We start from the raw sequence: 16008 nt of genomic DNA on the forward strand, positions 1-16008 counted from the left end.
GTTAAACCTCATCTGAAGCAACTGTGGCGCAGACCACGTTTCTTGAAGCGACCCGCAACCCCCTGATACCGGTTGTCCCTATGTCCCACACCGCTCACATACCCAGCCACCGGAAGCCGCGCCGTAGCGCCTCGAAGCTCGCGGTCCGCGCCGGAGTTGCCGGTGGCGTTCTCAGCACGCTGGCGATGGCCGGCACGGCGAGCGCGTCCCCCGCCGCCGAACCCGCCACCGAGACCACCCTCGAGATGCCGGTCCTCAACATGGACCTCGGCTCCCAGGTGTCCTCCGCCGTCATCAAGGCCGCGGACAACACCCGGGCGCAGGCCCTCGTGGGCGAGCTGAACGCCCAGGAGGAGACCGCCCGTACGGGCGCCGCCGCCGAGGCCAAGCTCGCCAAGGCCGACGCCCAGGCGAAGGCCGACGCGGAGAAGAAGGCCACCGACGAGGCCAACCGCCAGGCCGACGCCGACCGCGCCAACCGCGGTGACGGCCGCACGCAGCTCGCGAGCGCCAAGGGCTCCTCCGGCTCCGGCTCCTCCGCCGGCTCCGCGGCGTCCGACGACGACTCCGGCGTCCGCGCCCCGGCCACCGGCTCCGCCTCGGCCATCATCAACTTCGCCCGCAACCAGGTCGGCAAGGCGTACGTCCTGGGCGGCACCGGCCCGTCCTCCTTCGACTGCTCCGGTCTCGTGCAGGCCGCGTACCGTCAGGCGGGGATCTCCCTGCCGCGCATGTCGCAGGACCAGTCCTCCGAGGGCACGTCCGTCTCGCTGAGCAACCTCCAGCCGGGCGACGTCCTGTACTGGGGCAGCCGCGGCAGCGCCTACCACGTCGCCATCTACTCCGGCGGCGGCAAGTTCATCGGTGCGCAGAACTCCGGCACCGGCATCGTCGAGCGCTCGCTGAGCTACGACCCGCCGTCGGGCGCCGTCCGCATCCTCTGATCCCACCCGGATCAGGACCGCCGGAGGCCGGTACTCCCCCGCTCGGGGGGCGAGTACCGGCCCTCGCGCACCGTCCTGCCACCGCGCCGCCGCGCACGAGGGCCGCCGACGGCCCCTGTGCGCGACCGCCGCGCCCCCGGGGGACTCCCCACCCCACGCACGCGCCCTGACGGCCCCACAGGCCCCAGGGCCGCTTCGGCGACCCCGGTTACGGGAGCCGGACCCGACCCGCGCGCCGAACTGCCCCGGAACCGGCGGCTCCGATGCGCGCCCCGAGCCCTACCATCGTGGGCAGGAGGTGGCCGGATTGAGCACGCACCACGACGCGCACCACAGCGAGCACGACGGACCGCGCGGGCCGTACGGGCGGCGCGGGCAGCACGGGCAGTACGACCGCGCGTCCGTCCCCGACGCGACGGCGCTCGCGGCCGCCGCCGGGCTCGGCCTGCTCGCCCTCGGCGGCTGGCTGCTGACCACCACGCGCCCCTGGACCCGCCCCGACGGCCCCGCCGTCCTGGCCCTGTACTGGGGTTCCTCGCTGGCCGTCCTGCTGTGCGGGCTGTTGCTGATCCGCCGCGGCGTCCACGCCGTCCACGGACCCGACGCCGCGGCGCTGGACGACGTATCCACCGGGAACGGCGGCATCGCGTCCTTCCCGCAGCTCGCCCCGCCGGACCCCCCGGCGTAACCGAGGAGTTCAGTGAACCGTCGCACGACCTCCGTCTTACTCGGCGCCGTCATCGCCACCGCGTGCCTCACCGCGTGCGGGAGCGATCAGGACGGCGCACTGCCCCCGGCCCGGACGGGGCCCGCCGCGGCGCCCGTGGCCACGCCCCCGCCCCCACCGGAACCGGGCAAGAACGGCAAGTCGCCCGATCCCAGGGCGAAGACGCCCCCGCCGTTGCCGGACGCGGAGACCCAGGCGAAGTACCTCGCGGCCCTCACGGCCATCGACGCGGACATCGTCCACAACAAGCCCGACAAGGCCGTCGAGCACGGCCGCAGCCTGTGCCAGACGATCGCGCGCTCCCCCGATGACCGCAAGCGACAGAACGACATCGCGGCCGTGCGCTTCACCTCCCCCGCCCACCCGGACGGCTTCGGCCCCACCAAGGCGGCCCGCATCCGCGACACGGTCCACACCCACCTCTGCCCGACCTACTGACCGCCCGCGCCGTCCGGAGCGTGCCCCTCGATACCCGCCGCGGAGAGATCAGACAGGAAATTTCCTACCAGCGGTGCTACGTTTTAAGTATGAGCAGCCACGCAGCCCACCAAGCGACCGACCGGGCCGGCAAGAGATCCGTGTCGCTGGCGCAATCGCTGATCAAGGAAGTCGAGGAGCGCACCGGCAAGAGCGGCTTCTCCTCCGTCGTGGCCGAAGCTCTGGAGGAATGGCTCGCCGCGCAGAAGCTCCGCGAGGTCGTGACCGCCGACCGCAAGGCGTTCGGGCCCGTCTCCACCGAAGCGCGGCGGCAGGCGGAGCAGGAGTGGTAAGCAAGCGCCTCAAGATCAAGGCGAAGAGCGAGGGCACGCTCGTCCTGGACGCCCAGGGCCTTTCACTGCACGTCGACGGTGACGGGGGGATGCGTGCGCGCATCGAGGTCGCTCAGCAGAGCGGCCGGCGCGTGGCGCTGTCCGCACTGACGCCCTTGGAGGTGCGCCGGACAGGAGAGGCCGCCAAGCGACTTCAGTTCCTGCTGTCCCGGTTCGACGTGAAACCGGTCAACGACGCGGTGACAGACGCCGCAGCAAAGCTGCTGGACGCTTCGGGCCTCGATGGGCACGAATGCCTCGTGGACGCATTGGTGGTGGCCACGGCCGCACTCTGCACTCCCCCGGTGCTACTCGTCACTTCTGACAAGTCGCACATCCCAGCGCTGTGCAAGGCCGCCGAGGAGCTTCCCGGCTCACCCAAGGTGAAGATCGTCAACGTGTGACGGCCGAAGGCTACGAACCGGGCCGCTCGACTACCCGACGAGCGGCCCGGCCTTGACCGGTCAAGCGCGGGGGGCCACCTTGCTCAGGCCGTTGATGATGCGGTCCATCGCGTCGCCGCCCTGGGGGTCGGTCAGGTTCGCCAGCATCTTGAGCGTGAACCGCATCAGCACCGGGTGGGTGAGGCCGCGCTGGGCGGCGATCTTCATCACCTTCGGGTTGCCGATCAGCTTCACGAAGGCGCGGCCCAGCGTGTAGTAGCCGCCGTAGGTCTCCTTGAGGACCTTCGGGTAGCTGTGCAGCGCCAGTTCGCGCTGCGCCGGGGTGGCGCGGGCGTGGGCCTGGACGATGACCTCGGCCGCGATCTGGCCCGACTCCATCGCGTAGGCGATGCCCTCGCCGTTGAACGGATTGACCAGCCCGCCCGCGTCGCCCACCAGCAGCAGGCCCTTGGTGTAGTGCGGCTGCCGGTTGAAGGCCATCGGCAGGGCCGCGCCGCGGATCGGCTGCGTCATGTTCTCCGGGGTGTAGCCCCAGTCGGCGGGCATCGACGCGCACCACGCCTTCAGCACCTCGCGCCAGTCCAGCTCCTTGAAGGCGGAGGAGGAGTTGAGGATGCCGAGGCCGACGTTGGACGTGCCGTCGCCCATGCCGAAGATCCAGCCGTAGCCGGGGAGGAGGCGGTCCTGCGCGCCGCGCCGGTCCCACAGCTCCAACCACGACTCCAGGTAGTCGTCGTCGTGGCGCGGGGAGGTGAAGTACGTGCGGACGGCGACGCCCATCGGGCGGTCCTCGCGCCGGTGCAGGCCCATCGCCAGGGACAGCCGGGAGGAATTGCCGTCGGCCGCGACCACCAGCGGGGCGCGGAAGGTGACGGAGTTCTTCTCCTCGCCGAGCTTCGCGTGCACGCCCGTGATGTGCCCGGTACGGGCGTCGCGGATCGGCTCGCCGACGTTGCAGCGCTCGTACAGCCGGGCGCCGGCCTTCTGGGCCTGCCGGGCGAGGGTCTCGTCGAAGTCGTCGCGCTTGCGTACGAGTCCGTAGTCCGGGAAGGAGGCCAGCTCGGGCCAGTCCAGCTGGAGCCGCTGTCCGCCGCCGATGATCCGCAGGCCCTTGTTGCGCAGCCAGCCGGCCTCTTCGGAGACGTCGATGCCCATCGCCACGAGCTGCTTGGTCGCGCGCGGGGTCAGGCCGTCGCCGCACACCTTCTCGCGCGGGAACGCCGTCTTCTCCAGAAGCAGGACGTCGAGTCCGGCCTTGGCGAGGTAGTAGGCGGTGGTGGAGCCGGCGGGCCCGGCCCCGACGACGATCACATCCGCGGAGTGTTCGGAGAGGGGCTCGGTCACTGCGGGATCTCCCGAAGGCTCGATAAGGGGTGCCGAACGGCACGAGACATGTGCAGTCTAAGCAGCGAGAGAGATCACGATCCGAAGGGCTGCCCACGATGACCGTCTCGCCGACCCGGCCACTGCCCGATGTACAGCTGCGCGTGCCCACCGATGAGGACGCGCACGCCTGGCACCGGGTGTTCGGCCATCCCGATGTCATGGAGTTCCTGGGCGGTCCCGCCGAGCTCTCCGTGTACGAGGAGTTCACCGCCCGCCAGCGGATGCACGACGCCCGGCACGGCTTCTGCCTGTGGACCCTCGTGGACCCGGACGGCGCCGTCATGGGCTTCACCGGCGCCCAGCCGTGGCCCAAGCCCTGGGGGCCGCCCTTGGGGGAGATCGAGATCGGCTGGCGGCTCGGCCGCGATTTCTGGGGCAAGGGGTACGCCTACGCCGCCGCGCTCGCCACCGTCGAACGGGTCCGGGCGGCGGGCGTCCCGCACGTCATCGCGATGATCGACTCCCGCAACACGCGGTCGATCGCGGTCGCGGAACGGCTCGGGATGGACCTGGCCGAGGAGTTCACCTCTCCGGGTGGCCACCCGGGCCGCAAGTACACCCTCGACTTCCGCGGGACGGCGTAGTCGACGCGCCCTGGAGGCGCGCCCTAGAACACCGAGAGCCCGGTCAGCGTCGTGAACCGGTCCAGGGCCGCCACGCCCGCCACCGAGTTGCCCTGGGCGTCCAGCCCGGGGCTCCACACGGCGAGCGTGCACAGGCCCGGGACGACCGCGACGATGCCGCCGCCGACCCCGCTCTTGCCGGGCAGGCCGACGCGGTAGGCGAACTCGCCCGCCGCGTCGTACGTTCCGCACGTCAGCATCACCGCGTTGACCTGCTTGGCCTCGCTGCGGGTCAACAGCCGCGAGCCGTCGGCGCGCAGCCCGTGCCGGGCCAGGAAGCGGGCGGCGAGCGCCAGGTCGGCGCAGGTCAGCTCGATCGAGCACTGCCAGAAGTAGTGGTCGAGGAGGGCGGGGACCGGATTGTCGAGGTTCCCGTACGAGGCCATGAAGTGGGCCAGCGCCGCGTTGCGGTCGCCGTTCTCCTGCTCGGAAGCGGCCACCTCGGCGTCGAAGGCGACGTCCGGGTTGCCGCTCTCCTCCTGGAGGAACTTCAGGAGTTCGCTGCTCGCGTCACCGGTGAGGGTCTGGAGCCGGTCGGTGACGACGAGGGCGCCCGCGTTGATGAACGGATTGCGCGGAATGCCGTTCTCGTACTCCAGCTGCACCAGCGAGTTGAAGGGATTGCCGGAGGGCTCGCGCCCGACCCGCTCCCAGAGGCTGTCGCCGCCCTCCGCGAGGGCGAGGGCGAGCGCGAACACCTTGGTGATGGACTGCGCGGAGAACGCCGTCCGCCAGTCGCCGACCCCGTGGACCTTCCCGTCGAGGTCGGCGATCGCCATGCCGAACTGCCGCGGCTCCACGGACGCCAGCGCCGGTATGTACTCGGCGGGCGTCCCGCTGCCGACGAGCGGGGCGATGTCCGCCTCGATCTGCTCCAGCAGCTCCTGGTAGTCCACGGCGCGCCCGTTCCCTAGGCCTTGGTGCCGCGGTGCAGCGCCACGATGCCGCCGCTGAGGTTGCGCCAGGCGACCTTGCCCCAGCCGGCCTTCTGCAGCAGCTGGGCGAGGGCGGCCTGGTCCGGCCACTCGCGGATGGACTCGGCGAGGTAGACGTACGCGTCGGGGTTGGAGGACACCGCGCGGGCCACCGGCGGCAGGGCGCGCATCAGGTACTCGGTGTAGACGGTCCGGAAGGGGGCCCAGGTCGGCTGCGAGAACTCGCAGATGACGACCTGTCCGCCGGGCTTGGTGACCCGGTACATCTCGCGCAGGGCGCCCTCGGTGTCCTGGACGTTGCGCAGCCCGAAGGAGATCGTCACGCTGTCGAAGACGTCGTCCTTGAACGGCAGCTTCGTCGCGTCGCCCGCCGTCAGCGGCAGCCACGGGTTGCGCTTCTTGCCCTCGCGGAGCATGCCGAGGGAGAAGTCGCAGGGGACGACGTACGCACCGGTCGCGGCGAAGGGCAGCGAGGAGGTCGCGGTGCCGGCGGCCAGGTCGAGCACCTTCTGGGCGGGACGCGCGTCGACCGCCCTGGCGACCTCCTTGCGCCACAGCCGGGCCTGCCCGAGGGAGAGGACGTCGTTCGTGAGGTCGTAGTTGGCCGCCACTCCGTCGAACATGGAGGCGACTTCGTGCGGCTGCTTGTCCAGGGATGCGCGGGTCACTGGTTGGCCTCGCAGAGCTCGGGTGCGGTGCCGCTGCGCGGGGCGCGGGCGGCGGGCACGACGCGGTGGGGGTGCCCCCTCATTCTCGCAGGCCCGCCCCGCCCCGCAGCGCCGGGCCCGCACCCGTCCGGGGGCGGGCGGGCGGCAGGTCAGCGGCGGCGGTGCAGGAGGCGGCCGCCGATGACGGTGGCCACGCAGGTGGTGGCGCCGCGCGCCAGCAGGGCGTCCAGGTCGGCCGCGTCGAAGGCCGCGAAGCGGGCCGGGCCGCCGCGTTCCAGGGACCCGTGGAACGCGGCGGCGGCCGTCTCCCGCCCCGCGAAGGGGTCCAGCGAAGGGGCCGGCGAAGGGGCCGGGGAGCCGGGGGCCGGGGAGCCGGGGGCCGCGGCCCCCGCGGGCGCGGGCAGCAGCGCCAGCCCCGAGCGGGTGACCGCCGTGCGGACGGCCGGCACGCGCAGCCGGCCGCTGACCGCGACCACCCCGCGCGACAGCAGCTTCTGGGTGGCCCGCCGGGCGCTGTTGCCCCAGCGGACCTCGGTCAGCTCCAGGGCGTCCAGGGCCTCGGCCCCGGTGATCGGGTCCGCGCCCAGCTCGGCGATCTCGTACGGATCGTCCGGGTAGTACGTCCGCTCCAGCAGCACTTCCGCCCCGCGCACGGCCAACCCCGGGGTCAGCACCCCGGGCCAGCGCCGCGTGCGGGCGTGCGGGTTCCGCTCGGCGAGGGCCTCGTACGCGCCCACGGCGGCGATCCGGTCGCCCTCGACCAGGACCGCCCCGCCCGGCAGCGCGGCCGCGCCCGGCCCGGTGACGAGCAGGTCGGCGGTGTGCAGCGTCAGCATCGGTTCGCCGGGCTCAGTTCGCCTGGATCAGTTTCAGCTCGGGGTGCGCCGTGCCGCCCTCGATGGCCGTCGAGGAGATGTGCGAGGCCACGCGGTCGTCGACCGGGTCGTGCGCCGGGTCGTCGTGGACCAGCAGGTGCTCGTACGTCGTCGCGCGCTGCGCCGGGGTCCGGCCCGCCTTGCGGATCAGGTCGATGATCTCCTGGCGGTTCGAGCGGTGCTTGGCACCGGCCGAGGAGACGACGTTCTCCTCCAGCATGATCGAACCGAGGTCGTCGGCGCCGTAGTGCAGCGCCAGCTGACCCGCTTCCTTGCCGACCGTCAGCCAGGAGCCCTGGATGTGCGCGATGTTGTCGAGGTACAGGCGCGCGATCGCGATCATGCGCAGGTACTCGAACACCGTGGCCTGCGTCCGGCCCTTGAGGTGGTTGTTCTCGGGCTGGTAGGTGTACGGGATGAAGGCGCGGAAGCCGCCGGTGCGGTCCTGCGTGTCCCGGATCATCGCGATGTGCTCGATGCGCTCGGCGTTGGTCTCGCCGGTGCCCATCAGCATCGTGGAGGTGGATTCCACGCCCAGCCCGTGGGCGATCTCCATGATCTCCAGCCAGCGCTCGCCGGACTCCTTGAGCGGGGCGATCGCCTTGCGCGGCCGCGCCGGGAGGAGTTCGGCGCCCGCGCCCGCGAAGGAGTCGAGGCCGGCGGCGTGGATGCGCTTGATGGCCTCCTCCGCCGTGACGCCCGAGATGCGGGCCATGTGCTCGACCTCGGACGCGCCGAGGGAGTGGATGACCAGCTGCGGGTACGCCTTCTTGATCGCGGCGAAGTGGTGCTCGTAGTACTCGACGCCGTAGTCCGGGTGGTGCCCGCCCTGGAACATGATCTGCGTGCCGCCCAGCTCGACGGTCTCCGCGCAGCGGCGCAGGATGTCGTCGAGGTCCCGGGACCAGCCCTTCTTGGTGTCCTTCGGGGCCGCGTAGAAGGCGCAGAACTTGCACGCCGTGACGCACACGTTGGTGTAGTTGATGTTGCGCTCGATGATGTACGTCGCGATGTGCTCGGTACCCGCGTAGCGGCGGCGGCGCACCGCGTCGGCGGCCTGGCCGAGCGCGTGCAGCGGGGCGTCGCGGTAGAGGTCGAGGGCCTCTTGCTGGGTGATCCGGCCCCCTGCGGCGGCACGGTCGAGGACAGACTGGAGAGCGGCCTGGTCGGTCACCGGTGCGTCACCTTTCGGCGGTGTGTCAAGGGTTGTCCGGACCGATCCAGCCTACGCCAGCGCCGCGGTGCGGTTGCGGGGGGCCGCCGCGAAGGGACGGCCCCCCGCAACCTAGCCCTTCGTCAGGTCGCCCTCCGGGTTTCCGGCGGCCTTGTCGCCCGAGCGGTAGTGGAGGGTGCCGCCCTCGTTGAGGGTGAAGCGCTCGTCGGCGGAGCCGGGGGCGCAGACGCCCGGGTGCGGGTTGGGGCCGCCCGCGGTGTCCAGGACCAGGGCCCGGTCGGTGGCGACGGAGAGCTTCCAGTCGCCGCTGCAGTCGTACGCCGTGCCCAGGATGTCGACGACCGAGTGGTCCCGGGCGACCACCGCCCCCTTCTTCCCCTTCCGGATGGTGATCTCGAACCGGGTGGGCAGGCCGAGGTTCGTGGTGAGCGACCCCTTCCAGGTGCCGACGAACTCCTCGGGCACGTCGTCCCGCGTGCTCCGCGTCGGCGGCGCGGACGAGCCGTCGCCGGAACCGGAAGCGGAGGGGAGCGGCGAGCCCGATGACGGGGCGGAGGGCGAGCGGCTGGTGCCCGGCGTCGAGGCCGGCGGGTTCGGCTTGCCCGCCGCCGAGTCGTGCGCGCCCCCGCTCCCGGGCAGCAGGCCCAGCCCGTACAGTCCGCCGCCCAGGCCCAGCGCCAGCGCCGCGCTCACGGCCAGCACCAGCGTGCAGCTCATCCGGCGCCCGGCCGCCGTGAGGCGGACCCCGCGCCGGTCCCCGTCCCCGCGGTCCCCCTTCCCCGTCCCCCGGGCCGTGGCCGCGCCCCCGGCCGCGCCCCCGGTGCCCGTCGCGGTCGGCGGTCCCGGGGGGACCGCGGGCCCGGCCGGGCCGTACGGGCCCACCGGACCGACCGGGGCCCGCTCGGCCTCGTACGAGGAGTCCGCGGGCCCGAAGCCGCCCAGCGCGTCCGAGCTGTAGGGCGACGCGCCGAAGGGCACCGGCCCGGAGGCGTAGGGCCCCGGGTCCGCGTCCGCGTCCAGGTCCAGCAGCCGCGCCGCGGCCCGGCTCACGTCCTCCACCAGCGGCCCCGGCAGCCAGCCGGGCGCGCCCAGCGCCCCGCCCAGCGCCACCGCGATCGCCTCCGGGGCGGGCCGCTCACCCGGCGCCTTGGCCAGGCAGACACCGATCAGGTCGCGCAGCTCCCCGGCCGGGATCCCGTCGAGGTCGGGGTCCTCGTGGACCACCTTGTAGAGGAGGGTGGCGGCGTTGTCCCCGCTGAAGGGGGGCTGGCGGGTCGCGGCGAAGGCCAGGACCGCGCCGAGCGAGAAGACGTCGCTGGCCCCGGTGACCCCCTTGCCGAGGATCTGCTCGGGCGCCATGTAGCCCGGCGAGCCCACGGACACCCCGGTGGAGGTCAGCGAGGCCGTGCCGTCGGTGGCCCGGGCGATCCCGAAGTCGATCAGCCGCGGCCCGTCGAGGGTCAGCATCACGTTCGAGGGCTTCACGTCGCGGTGTACGAGGCCCAGCGCGTGCACCGCCACCAGGGCGCGGGCCAGCCCCGCGCCCACCGCCCGTACCGAGTGCTCCGGCAGCGGCCCGTGCGCGGCGAGCGCCCGGTCCAGGGAGGGCCCGGCGACGTACGCGGTGGCCACCCACGGAACAGCGGCCTCCGGGTCGGCGTCCAGCACCTCCGCGGTCCACTCGCCGCCCACCCGGCGGGCGGCTGCGACCTCGCGCCGGAAACGGGCCCGGAACTCGTCGTCCGAGGCGAAGTGCGGGTGCACGATCTTGACCGCGACCGTCCGGCCACCGACGCTGCGCCCCAGGTAGACCCGGCCCATGCCGCCCGCGCCGAGCCGGCCCAGCAGCCGGTACGACCCGATCGTGCGCGGTTCGCCGGCTTCGAGCGGCTGCATCGCGTCCCCCCGTCCTGTGCTCCCCGTGCATGACTGACGGCTCAGCACACTAGGCCCTGTCGGCCCACGGAGGCGCCGAATCCGTGGCACGGTGATCGGCATGAGACCGCGCACGACCACGGCGGAACCGGCGTTCAGGGCATCCGCCCTGCTCACCGCCTGCCTCACCGCCTGCCTCGCCCTCACCCTCGGGGGCTGCTCCGGCCAGGGCGGCCGGGTCCGCTTCGACGCCCCGAGCTCGGCGCCGACGAGCGCCCCCACCAGCAGCATCAGCCCGCACCCGGTGGCCGAGGCGGAGCGGCTGACCCAGCTGCCGACCGGACCGGAGGCGGAGTTCCACGAGGAGAGCAGCCTCGCCGACGGGACGACGATCGGCGTGACCACCCTGGAGGGTCAGAAATCGGGCTTCACGGGGAAAGTCTGGGTGTGGGCCCCGAAGCAGTACTTCGAATCCCAGTACGCGCACAGCGGCTTCCCGGTGCTGATCGCCCTGCCCGGGGGCCGGGGATTCCCCAAGAACTACTGGATGGCCGCCGGCCTCCGGCTGGAGAGCAGCATCGCCGCCTGGTCGAAGGACGGCCGGAGCCTGCCCTTCATCGTGGCGATGCCGGTACTCAATCCAGACAAATCACACTTCTATGACGGCAGCGACATCCCCGGGCAGCCGAAGATGGGGACCTGGCTCACGGAGGACGTGCCGGACCTGGTCCGCGCGAACTTCCGCACCTTCCACTCCCGGGACGGCTGGGCCTTCATGGGCTCCTCCTCCGGCGGCTTCGCCGCGCTGAAGGCGGTTCTCCAGAAGCCGGAGCAATTCAAGGCGGTGATCGCCTCGGGCCCGGACACCGTGCCCGACTCCCCCTTGTGGAAGGGATACGAGGAGGAGCGGCAGGCGAACAATCCGGAACGCCTCGCCGCGGAACTCGCGACGAAGGACGGACCCGATGTCTATCTCGCCTTCCAGGTCGGCAGCAACGAAAGCGGAAAGGCGAACGTAGAGAAATTCATCAGGAATTACGGAAAGGGTCCAGTAAAGACCCATTTGCAGGTCATCGCCGGTGGCGAGCACAACGCGAAGACCTACATCCGGGGCATGGGCGAGGGCACCATGAAGTGGATCAGCGCCCACCTCCAGGCGCCGGTCCCCACGGGCTGAGGCTGAGGCGGAGCCGGGGCCCCGCCGCGGCCCGACCCGTCACGGGGCCAGCAGCTCCACCACCACGTCCTCGGCGAAGCCGGTGTCCGCGGCGGTCCGGCGCGCGAACTCGCGCACGCCCGCCAGCTGCTCCGCGCCGAAGCGGAAGTCGAGCGTGGTGAAGTACCGCTCCAGCAGCTCCGCGTCGAAGGCCTCCCAGCGGGCCGCCTGCTCGGCCACCTTGGTGACCTCCTCCAGGGACACGTCCCGGGAGGCGAGGAAGGCCTCGTGGACCTCCTTCACCATGGCCGGCTCGCGCTCCAGGTAGTCCTTGCGGGCGGCCCAGACGGCGAAGACGAAGGGCAGTCCGGTCCACTCCTTCCACATGAGCCCCAGGTCATGCACGGTGAGACCGAGCCGGGGCGCATCGTGCAGGGAGGCCCGCAGGGCCGCGTCACCGATCAGTACGGCCGCGTCGGCCTCCTGCATCATCAGCCCGAGGTCGGGCGGGCAGGTGTAGTAGTCGGGCCGCACGCCGTACTGCTCGGCGAGCAGCAGCTGGGCCAGTCGTACGGACGTGCGCGAGGTGGACCCGAGCGCGACCCGGGCCCCGTCGAGCTGCTCCAGCGGCACCTGCGAGACGATCACGCAGGACATCACGGGGCCGTCGCAGCCGACCGCGAGGTCGGGGAAGGCGACGAGCTGGTCGGCGTTGCGGAGGAACTCCACGAGGGTGATCGGAGCGATGTCGAGCTCGCCCCGGACCAGCCGCTCGCTCAGCTTCTCGGGGGTGTCCTTGGTCAGCTCCAGGTCGAGCAGGGTGCCGGTTCTTGCGAGGCCCCAGTACAGCGGCAGGCAGTTCAGGAACTGGATGTGGCCGACCCTGGGCCGGCTGCGATAGACGTCCACATCGCGAGACTAGCCCCCGTCCTCCCGTCAGCCGTCGGACGGGCCTCAAACGTCCGGGTGACGTGATCTTTCCCTCTGGTCGACCCCCCAGTCTGCGTGCTAGGCTCGACGCAAGTTGCAGTTTGGTTTCCCTTGCAGTACGAGGCCTGCGGAGCATGTAACCCGCAGGCTTTTGTAGTTTTCAGACTTCTTAGCAGGTTCTGGAGCAGGGCGACCCTTTGGCCCATAGGAGGGCTCATGGCTACCGGAACCGTGAAGTGGTTCAACGCTGAAAAGGGCTTCGGCTTCATCGCCCAGGACGGCGGCGGCCCGGATGTCTTCGTCCACTACTCCGCGATCAACGCGGCTGGTTTCCGCTCCCTTGAGGAGAACCAGCTCGTGAACTTCGACGTCACGCAGGGTCCGAAGGGCCCGCAGGCGGAGAACGTCAGCCCGGCCTAGTCGCCTGGGCCAGCCCGATCGCGGGTTGGAGATGCAGTACCCAAGGAGCCCTGGCTCCTCCGCGCGAGCGGAGGGGCCGGGGCTCCTGCCTTTGGTGCCCCGACCCCGAGGACGGAACCGGGGGCATACGAGAGGGGCGGGACCCGATGGGTCCCGCCCCTCTCGCGCACCCGAGGCCTACGCCGCCGGGGCCGCCGGGGCCGCGGTGACGATCAGGTCCAGGATGCGCTCCACGCCGTTCTCGGTGACCAGGCGCAGGTGGTACGTGCCCGGCGCGACCGGGGTCGCGGCCGTGCCCGGGGCGGAGGCGGTGAACAGGTCCGGCACGGTGACCAGGCCGTCGGCCCCGGTCGGCGCCAGCGCCACCGTGTGCAGCTCCTTGCCGTCCGCGCCCTTGAAGAACGGGGTGCGCGCGGTCGGGTCCACCGGGACCCACTTGCCCTTCTCGTCCTTCTCGACCAGCGCGGCCGTGACCTTCGTCCCGGCGATCGGGGCGCCCTCGGCGGTGGCCTTCAGCTCGATGCGCACGAAGCTGGAGCCCTGGACCGCCGTGAGCGGCTTGGTGTCGGTAGGGGTGAGCGCGTCCACGACGGGGGCGGGCTTGGGCTTGGGGGTGACCGTCCCGGTGAACTTCACCGTGAAGGGCTGGCTGCCCGTGGTGCTGCCCTTGCCCTGGCTGTAGAGGGTGGCGCGCAGGGTGAAGGCGCCTTCCTTCTCGCCCGCCTTGGCGCCCGCCTTCAGGGCGGGGGCGACCGCGATGCCGTCCTTGTCCGTCTTGACCACGGCGGAGGTCTTGCCGTCGGCTTCGAAGACGGTGCCCGAGGTGTCGCCGTCCTCGACCTTGAAGGTGACCGTCTCGCCCGCGGCGGGCTTGCCGTCGCTCAGGACCGCCTTGACCTTGGGGGCGGACCCGAAGACCGAACCCGCCTCGGCGGTGATCTTCGACTCGCCGACCACCACGAGCTCGCTCACCGTCGCGGGCGTCGGCTTCGTCGGGTCGGTGGGCTTGGTGGGCGGCTTCGTCGGCGGGACGGTGGGCGGCACCGTCGGCGGCTTCTGCGGGGTCACCGGGGCCGTCGGGGTCACGGGCGGGCGCGGCGGGGTGGGCAGCGACCCGGGCGGCGGCGTCGGGAAGTTCCCCGGAGGCGGGTTCGGGACGTCGGCGACCCCGGCCTGGTACTGGCGCATCCAGCCGAGCACGGAGTTCACGTACTCGCGGGAGCTGTTGTAGCTCAGGATCGCCTTGTCCAGGTCCCCCGGGTCGGAGAGGTTCCGGTCGCCCGCGCAGAGGTAGAGGCCCGCGCCGAGCGCGGCGTCGTAGATGTTGTTCGGGTCCCGGTTGCCGTCGCCGTTGCCGTCGGCGCCCCAGGTCTGCCAGGTCGAGGGGATGAACTGGAGCGGGCCCACGGCCCGGTCGTACTCGGTGTCCCCGTCCCACGCGCCCTTGTCGGTGTCCTTGATGGTCGCGAAGCCGTTGCCGTCCAGGCGGGGACCGCGGATCGGCTTCTCCGTGGACCCGTCCGTCTTCAGGCCGTAGCCGGAGGCGTGGACGGACTCGATCCGGCCTATGCCCGCGAGCAGCTGCCAGGGCAGCTTGCAGTTGGGCAGCGCGGACCCGACGGCTATCTCGGCCCGGCGGTAGGCGTCGAGGGCGGTCGCGGGTATCCCGCTGGCCCCTTCGGGAGCACCGGAACCGGCCTGCGCGGGCGGGTCGGCGACCAGGTCGGGCAGGTCGAGGCGCGCGTTGCCGCGGTCGTTGGCCTGCGGACTGTCCGGTCCCGGCTCGGCCTCACCCGCGTCGGCCGTCGGCGCGGTGGTGACGACCGCCGCCGTGGTCAGACTGGCGGCAAGTGCGGCAGTGCACAGGACCTTGCGCGACGTGCTGACAAGATGACGGTGAAGAGGCTTCACAGTGCGGCAATCCCCCCGAGGCAGCCGTGGACATGTGAGTGCGCGGCCGGACGACCCATGAATATTCACTGTCTATCAGGTATTCGCGCACGACTCGCCGTCACCCCACCAATATGTGACAGACCATTCGCCTCTTCTTCACCCACAGATCGTTCGACCCCCGGCGAAGGTCTTAAGTCCCGGACGAAAAAGTCCCAATGGCCCGAGTATGTACCACTTCACCTGCCTAGGCTGTTTCCATGGCCAAGAGCAGCAGGAAGAACCAGCAGAGCCGCGACGCCCGGGAGCGGCTCCGCCTGGAGCGCGAGGCCGCAGCGCGCAAGGCCAAGCTGCGCGGACGCCTGATGGTCGGCGGCGCGCTGGTCGCCGTACTGGCCATCGCGGCGGGAGTCGGCATCTACGCGTCGAAATCGGGCAGTTCCGCCGCCGACGATTCCACCGAATCCAGCGGCAAGCCCTTCGTCCAGCCCGCCAACACCTCGGGCAAGGACGGCGTCGTCGTCCCGTACGGCAAGGCGGACGCGAAGGACGTCGTCAGCATCTGGCTCGACCCCCGCTGCCCCTACTGCGCCGGGGTCGAGATCGGCCTGGGCAAGACCCTCAAGGAACAGGCCGGCGCCGGCACTTACCGCGTCGAGTACCACTTCGCGACCTTCCTCGACAAGGCACTGGGCGGCGGCAAGGGCTCCAAGCGCGCCCTGAACGCCCTGGGCGCCGCGGTCAACGAGAGCCCGGACAAGTTCATGGACTACCTCCAGGTGCTCTACAAGAACCACCCGGAGAAGGAGACGGACGACAAGTTCGGCTCGACGTCCACCCTGCTGGACCTGGCGGACCAGGTCCCGGGCCTGCGCACCCCGACCTTCAACAAGGCCGTGAAGGAACTGACCTACATGCCGTGGGTCGACAAGGTCTCGAAGACCTTCTACGAGAGCGGCAAGAAGGGCACTCCGGAGGTGGACATCAACGGCAAGCCGGTCAACGTCCTCTCGGGCAAGGGCATCGACTCGATCACCGGGGACGAGTTCAAGCAACTGGTGGCGGACAGCGTGAAGAAGTAGGGGGCGGTGGGCGCGGCTCCGCCGCGGGGGCGGGTGCTTCGGGTGGGGCGGGGTCGGGGAGGTTCCGGGGGCTGCCCGTCAGTTCGACTGTCTCTCCGCGCCGGGGCGAC

At 71.7% G+C, this 16008-nt stretch carries 17 protein-coding genes; 9 read left to right on the forward strand and 8 right to left on the reverse strand.

Going from position 1 to position 16008, the window contains the following annotated elements; translation table 11 throughout:
• The first annotated feature begins 80 nt into the window (after positions 1-80).
• From ACIBEA_RS37780 to ACIBEA_RS37800, 5 genes are all read left to right on the forward strand, one after another.
• Positions 81-944: a C40 family peptidase gene (locus ACIBEA_RS37780; RefSeq protein ID WP_399267755.1), complete on the forward strand. Its 864-nt coding sequence runs from the start codon at positions 81-83 to the stop codon at positions 942-944.
• Positions 945-1251: 307 nt separating this feature from the next.
• The gene (locus tag ACIBEA_RS37785) at positions 1252-1632 is read left to right on the forward strand and encodes a hypothetical protein (RefSeq protein WP_399267757.1); all 381 of its coding nucleotides are present in this window, start codon (positions 1252-1254) and stop codon (positions 1630-1632) included.
• A gap of 12 nt (positions 1633-1644) precedes the next feature.
• Complete coding sequence (locus tag ACIBEA_RS37790) at positions 1645-2109, forward strand: DUF732 domain-containing protein (protein ID WP_399267759.1); 465 nt, start codon at positions 1645-1647, stop codon at positions 2107-2109.
• 89 nt (positions 2110-2198) lie between these two features.
• Complete coding sequence (locus ACIBEA_RS37795; RefSeq protein ID WP_399267761.1) at positions 2199-2441, forward strand: hypothetical protein; 243 nt, start codon at positions 2199-2201, stop codon at positions 2439-2441.
• A complete protein-coding gene (locus tag ACIBEA_RS37800) occupies positions 2435-2884 on the forward strand; it encodes a DNA-binding protein (RefSeq protein ID WP_399267763.1) in 450 nt (149 codons plus the stop codon). Before ACIBEA_RS37795 ends, ACIBEA_RS37800 begins: the two co-directional genes overlap by 7 nt.
• A 60-nt stretch (positions 2885-2944) precedes the next feature.
• On the opposite strand, the gene ACIBEA_RS37805 is transcribed toward ACIBEA_RS37800, so the two are convergent.
• Positions 2945-4228 carry a geranylgeranyl reductase family protein gene (locus ACIBEA_RS37805; RefSeq protein ID WP_399267765.1) on the reverse strand — a complete coding sequence of 428 codons (1284 nt, stop codon included), beginning with the start codon at positions 4226-4228 and terminating at the stop codon, positions 2945-2947.
• 98 nt (positions 4229-4326) lie between these two features.
• On the opposite strand from ACIBEA_RS37805, the gene ACIBEA_RS37810 reads away from it, so the two are divergent.
• Positions 4327-4854, forward strand: coding sequence for a GNAT family N-acetyltransferase (locus ACIBEA_RS37810; protein WP_399267767.1), 528 nt, complete (start codon positions 4327-4329; stop codon positions 4852-4854).
• A gap of 23 nt (positions 4855-4877) precedes the next feature.
• Here the strand turns inward: ACIBEA_RS37810 and ACIBEA_RS37815 are convergent, their stop codons facing one another.
• From ACIBEA_RS37815 to ACIBEA_RS37835, 5 genes are all read right to left on the reverse strand, one after another.
• Positions 4878-5789, reverse strand: a complete 912-nt coding sequence (locus ACIBEA_RS37815; protein ID WP_399267769.1) for a glutaminase — start codon at positions 5787-5789, stop codon at positions 4878-4880.
• A 14-nt stretch (positions 5790-5803) separates the two neighbouring features.
• Positions 5804-6496 carry a demethylmenaquinone methyltransferase gene (locus ACIBEA_RS37820; protein WP_399267771.1) on the reverse strand — a complete coding sequence of 231 codons (693 nt, stop codon included), beginning with the start codon at positions 6494-6496 and terminating at the stop codon, positions 5804-5806.
• Between the two features lie 149 nt (positions 6497-6645).
• Complete coding sequence (locus ACIBEA_RS37825; RefSeq protein WP_399267773.1) at positions 6646-7332, reverse strand: imidazolonepropionase-like domain-containing protein; 687 nt, start codon at positions 7330-7332, stop codon at positions 6646-6648.
• A gap of 13 nt (positions 7333-7345) precedes the next feature.
• On the reverse strand, positions 7346-8545 hold the full coding sequence (gene mqnC / locus ACIBEA_RS37830; RefSeq protein ID WP_399267775.1) for a cyclic dehypoxanthinyl futalosine synthase: 1200 nt from the start codon (positions 8543-8545) through the stop codon (positions 7346-7348).
• A gap of 111 nt (positions 8546-8656) precedes the next feature.
• Positions 8657-10441: a serine/threonine-protein kinase gene (locus ACIBEA_RS37835; RefSeq protein WP_399267777.1), complete on the reverse strand. Its 1785-nt coding sequence runs from the start codon at positions 10439-10441 to the stop codon at positions 8657-8659.
• 100 nt (positions 10442-10541) lie between these two features.
• On the opposite strand from ACIBEA_RS37835, the gene ACIBEA_RS37840 reads away from it, so the two are divergent.
• Entirely contained in the window at positions 10542-11597 is a 1056-nt protein-coding gene (locus ACIBEA_RS37840) for an alpha/beta hydrolase (protein WP_399267779.1), read from the forward strand.
• A gap of 39 nt (positions 11598-11636) precedes the next feature.
• On the opposite strand, the gene ACIBEA_RS37845 is transcribed toward ACIBEA_RS37840, so the two are convergent.
• Positions 11637-12485 carry a menaquinone biosynthetic enzyme MqnA/MqnD family protein gene (locus tag ACIBEA_RS37845; protein ID WP_399267781.1) on the reverse strand — a complete coding sequence of 283 codons (849 nt, stop codon included), beginning with the start codon at positions 12483-12485 and terminating at the stop codon, positions 11637-11639.
• 237 nt (positions 12486-12722) lie between these two features.
• Here ACIBEA_RS37845 and ACIBEA_RS37850 point away from each other — a divergent pair, with 237 nt between their 5' ends.
• Positions 12723-12926, forward strand: coding sequence for a cold-shock protein (locus ACIBEA_RS37850; RefSeq protein WP_399267783.1), 204 nt, complete (start codon positions 12723-12725; stop codon positions 12924-12926).
• Between the two features lie 177 nt (positions 12927-13103).
• Here ACIBEA_RS37850 and ACIBEA_RS37855 read toward each other — a convergent pair whose 3' ends face one another.
• Positions 13104-14837, reverse strand: a complete 1734-nt coding sequence (locus ACIBEA_RS37855; RefSeq protein ID WP_399267785.1) for a hypothetical protein — start codon at positions 14835-14837, stop codon at positions 13104-13106.
• Between the two features lie 239 nt (positions 14838-15076).
• On the opposite strand from ACIBEA_RS37855, the gene ACIBEA_RS37860 reads away from it, so the two are divergent.
• A complete protein-coding gene (locus ACIBEA_RS37860; protein WP_399267787.1) occupies positions 15077-15898 on the forward strand; it encodes a thioredoxin domain-containing protein in 822 nt (273 codons plus the stop codon).
• The last annotated feature ends 110 nt before the right edge of the window (positions 15899-16008 follow it).

This window comes from Streptomyces sp. NPDC051555, assembly GCF_044454405.1.
Taxonomy (GTDB): Bacteria; Actinomycetota; Actinomycetes; order Streptomycetales; family Streptomycetaceae; genus Streptomyces.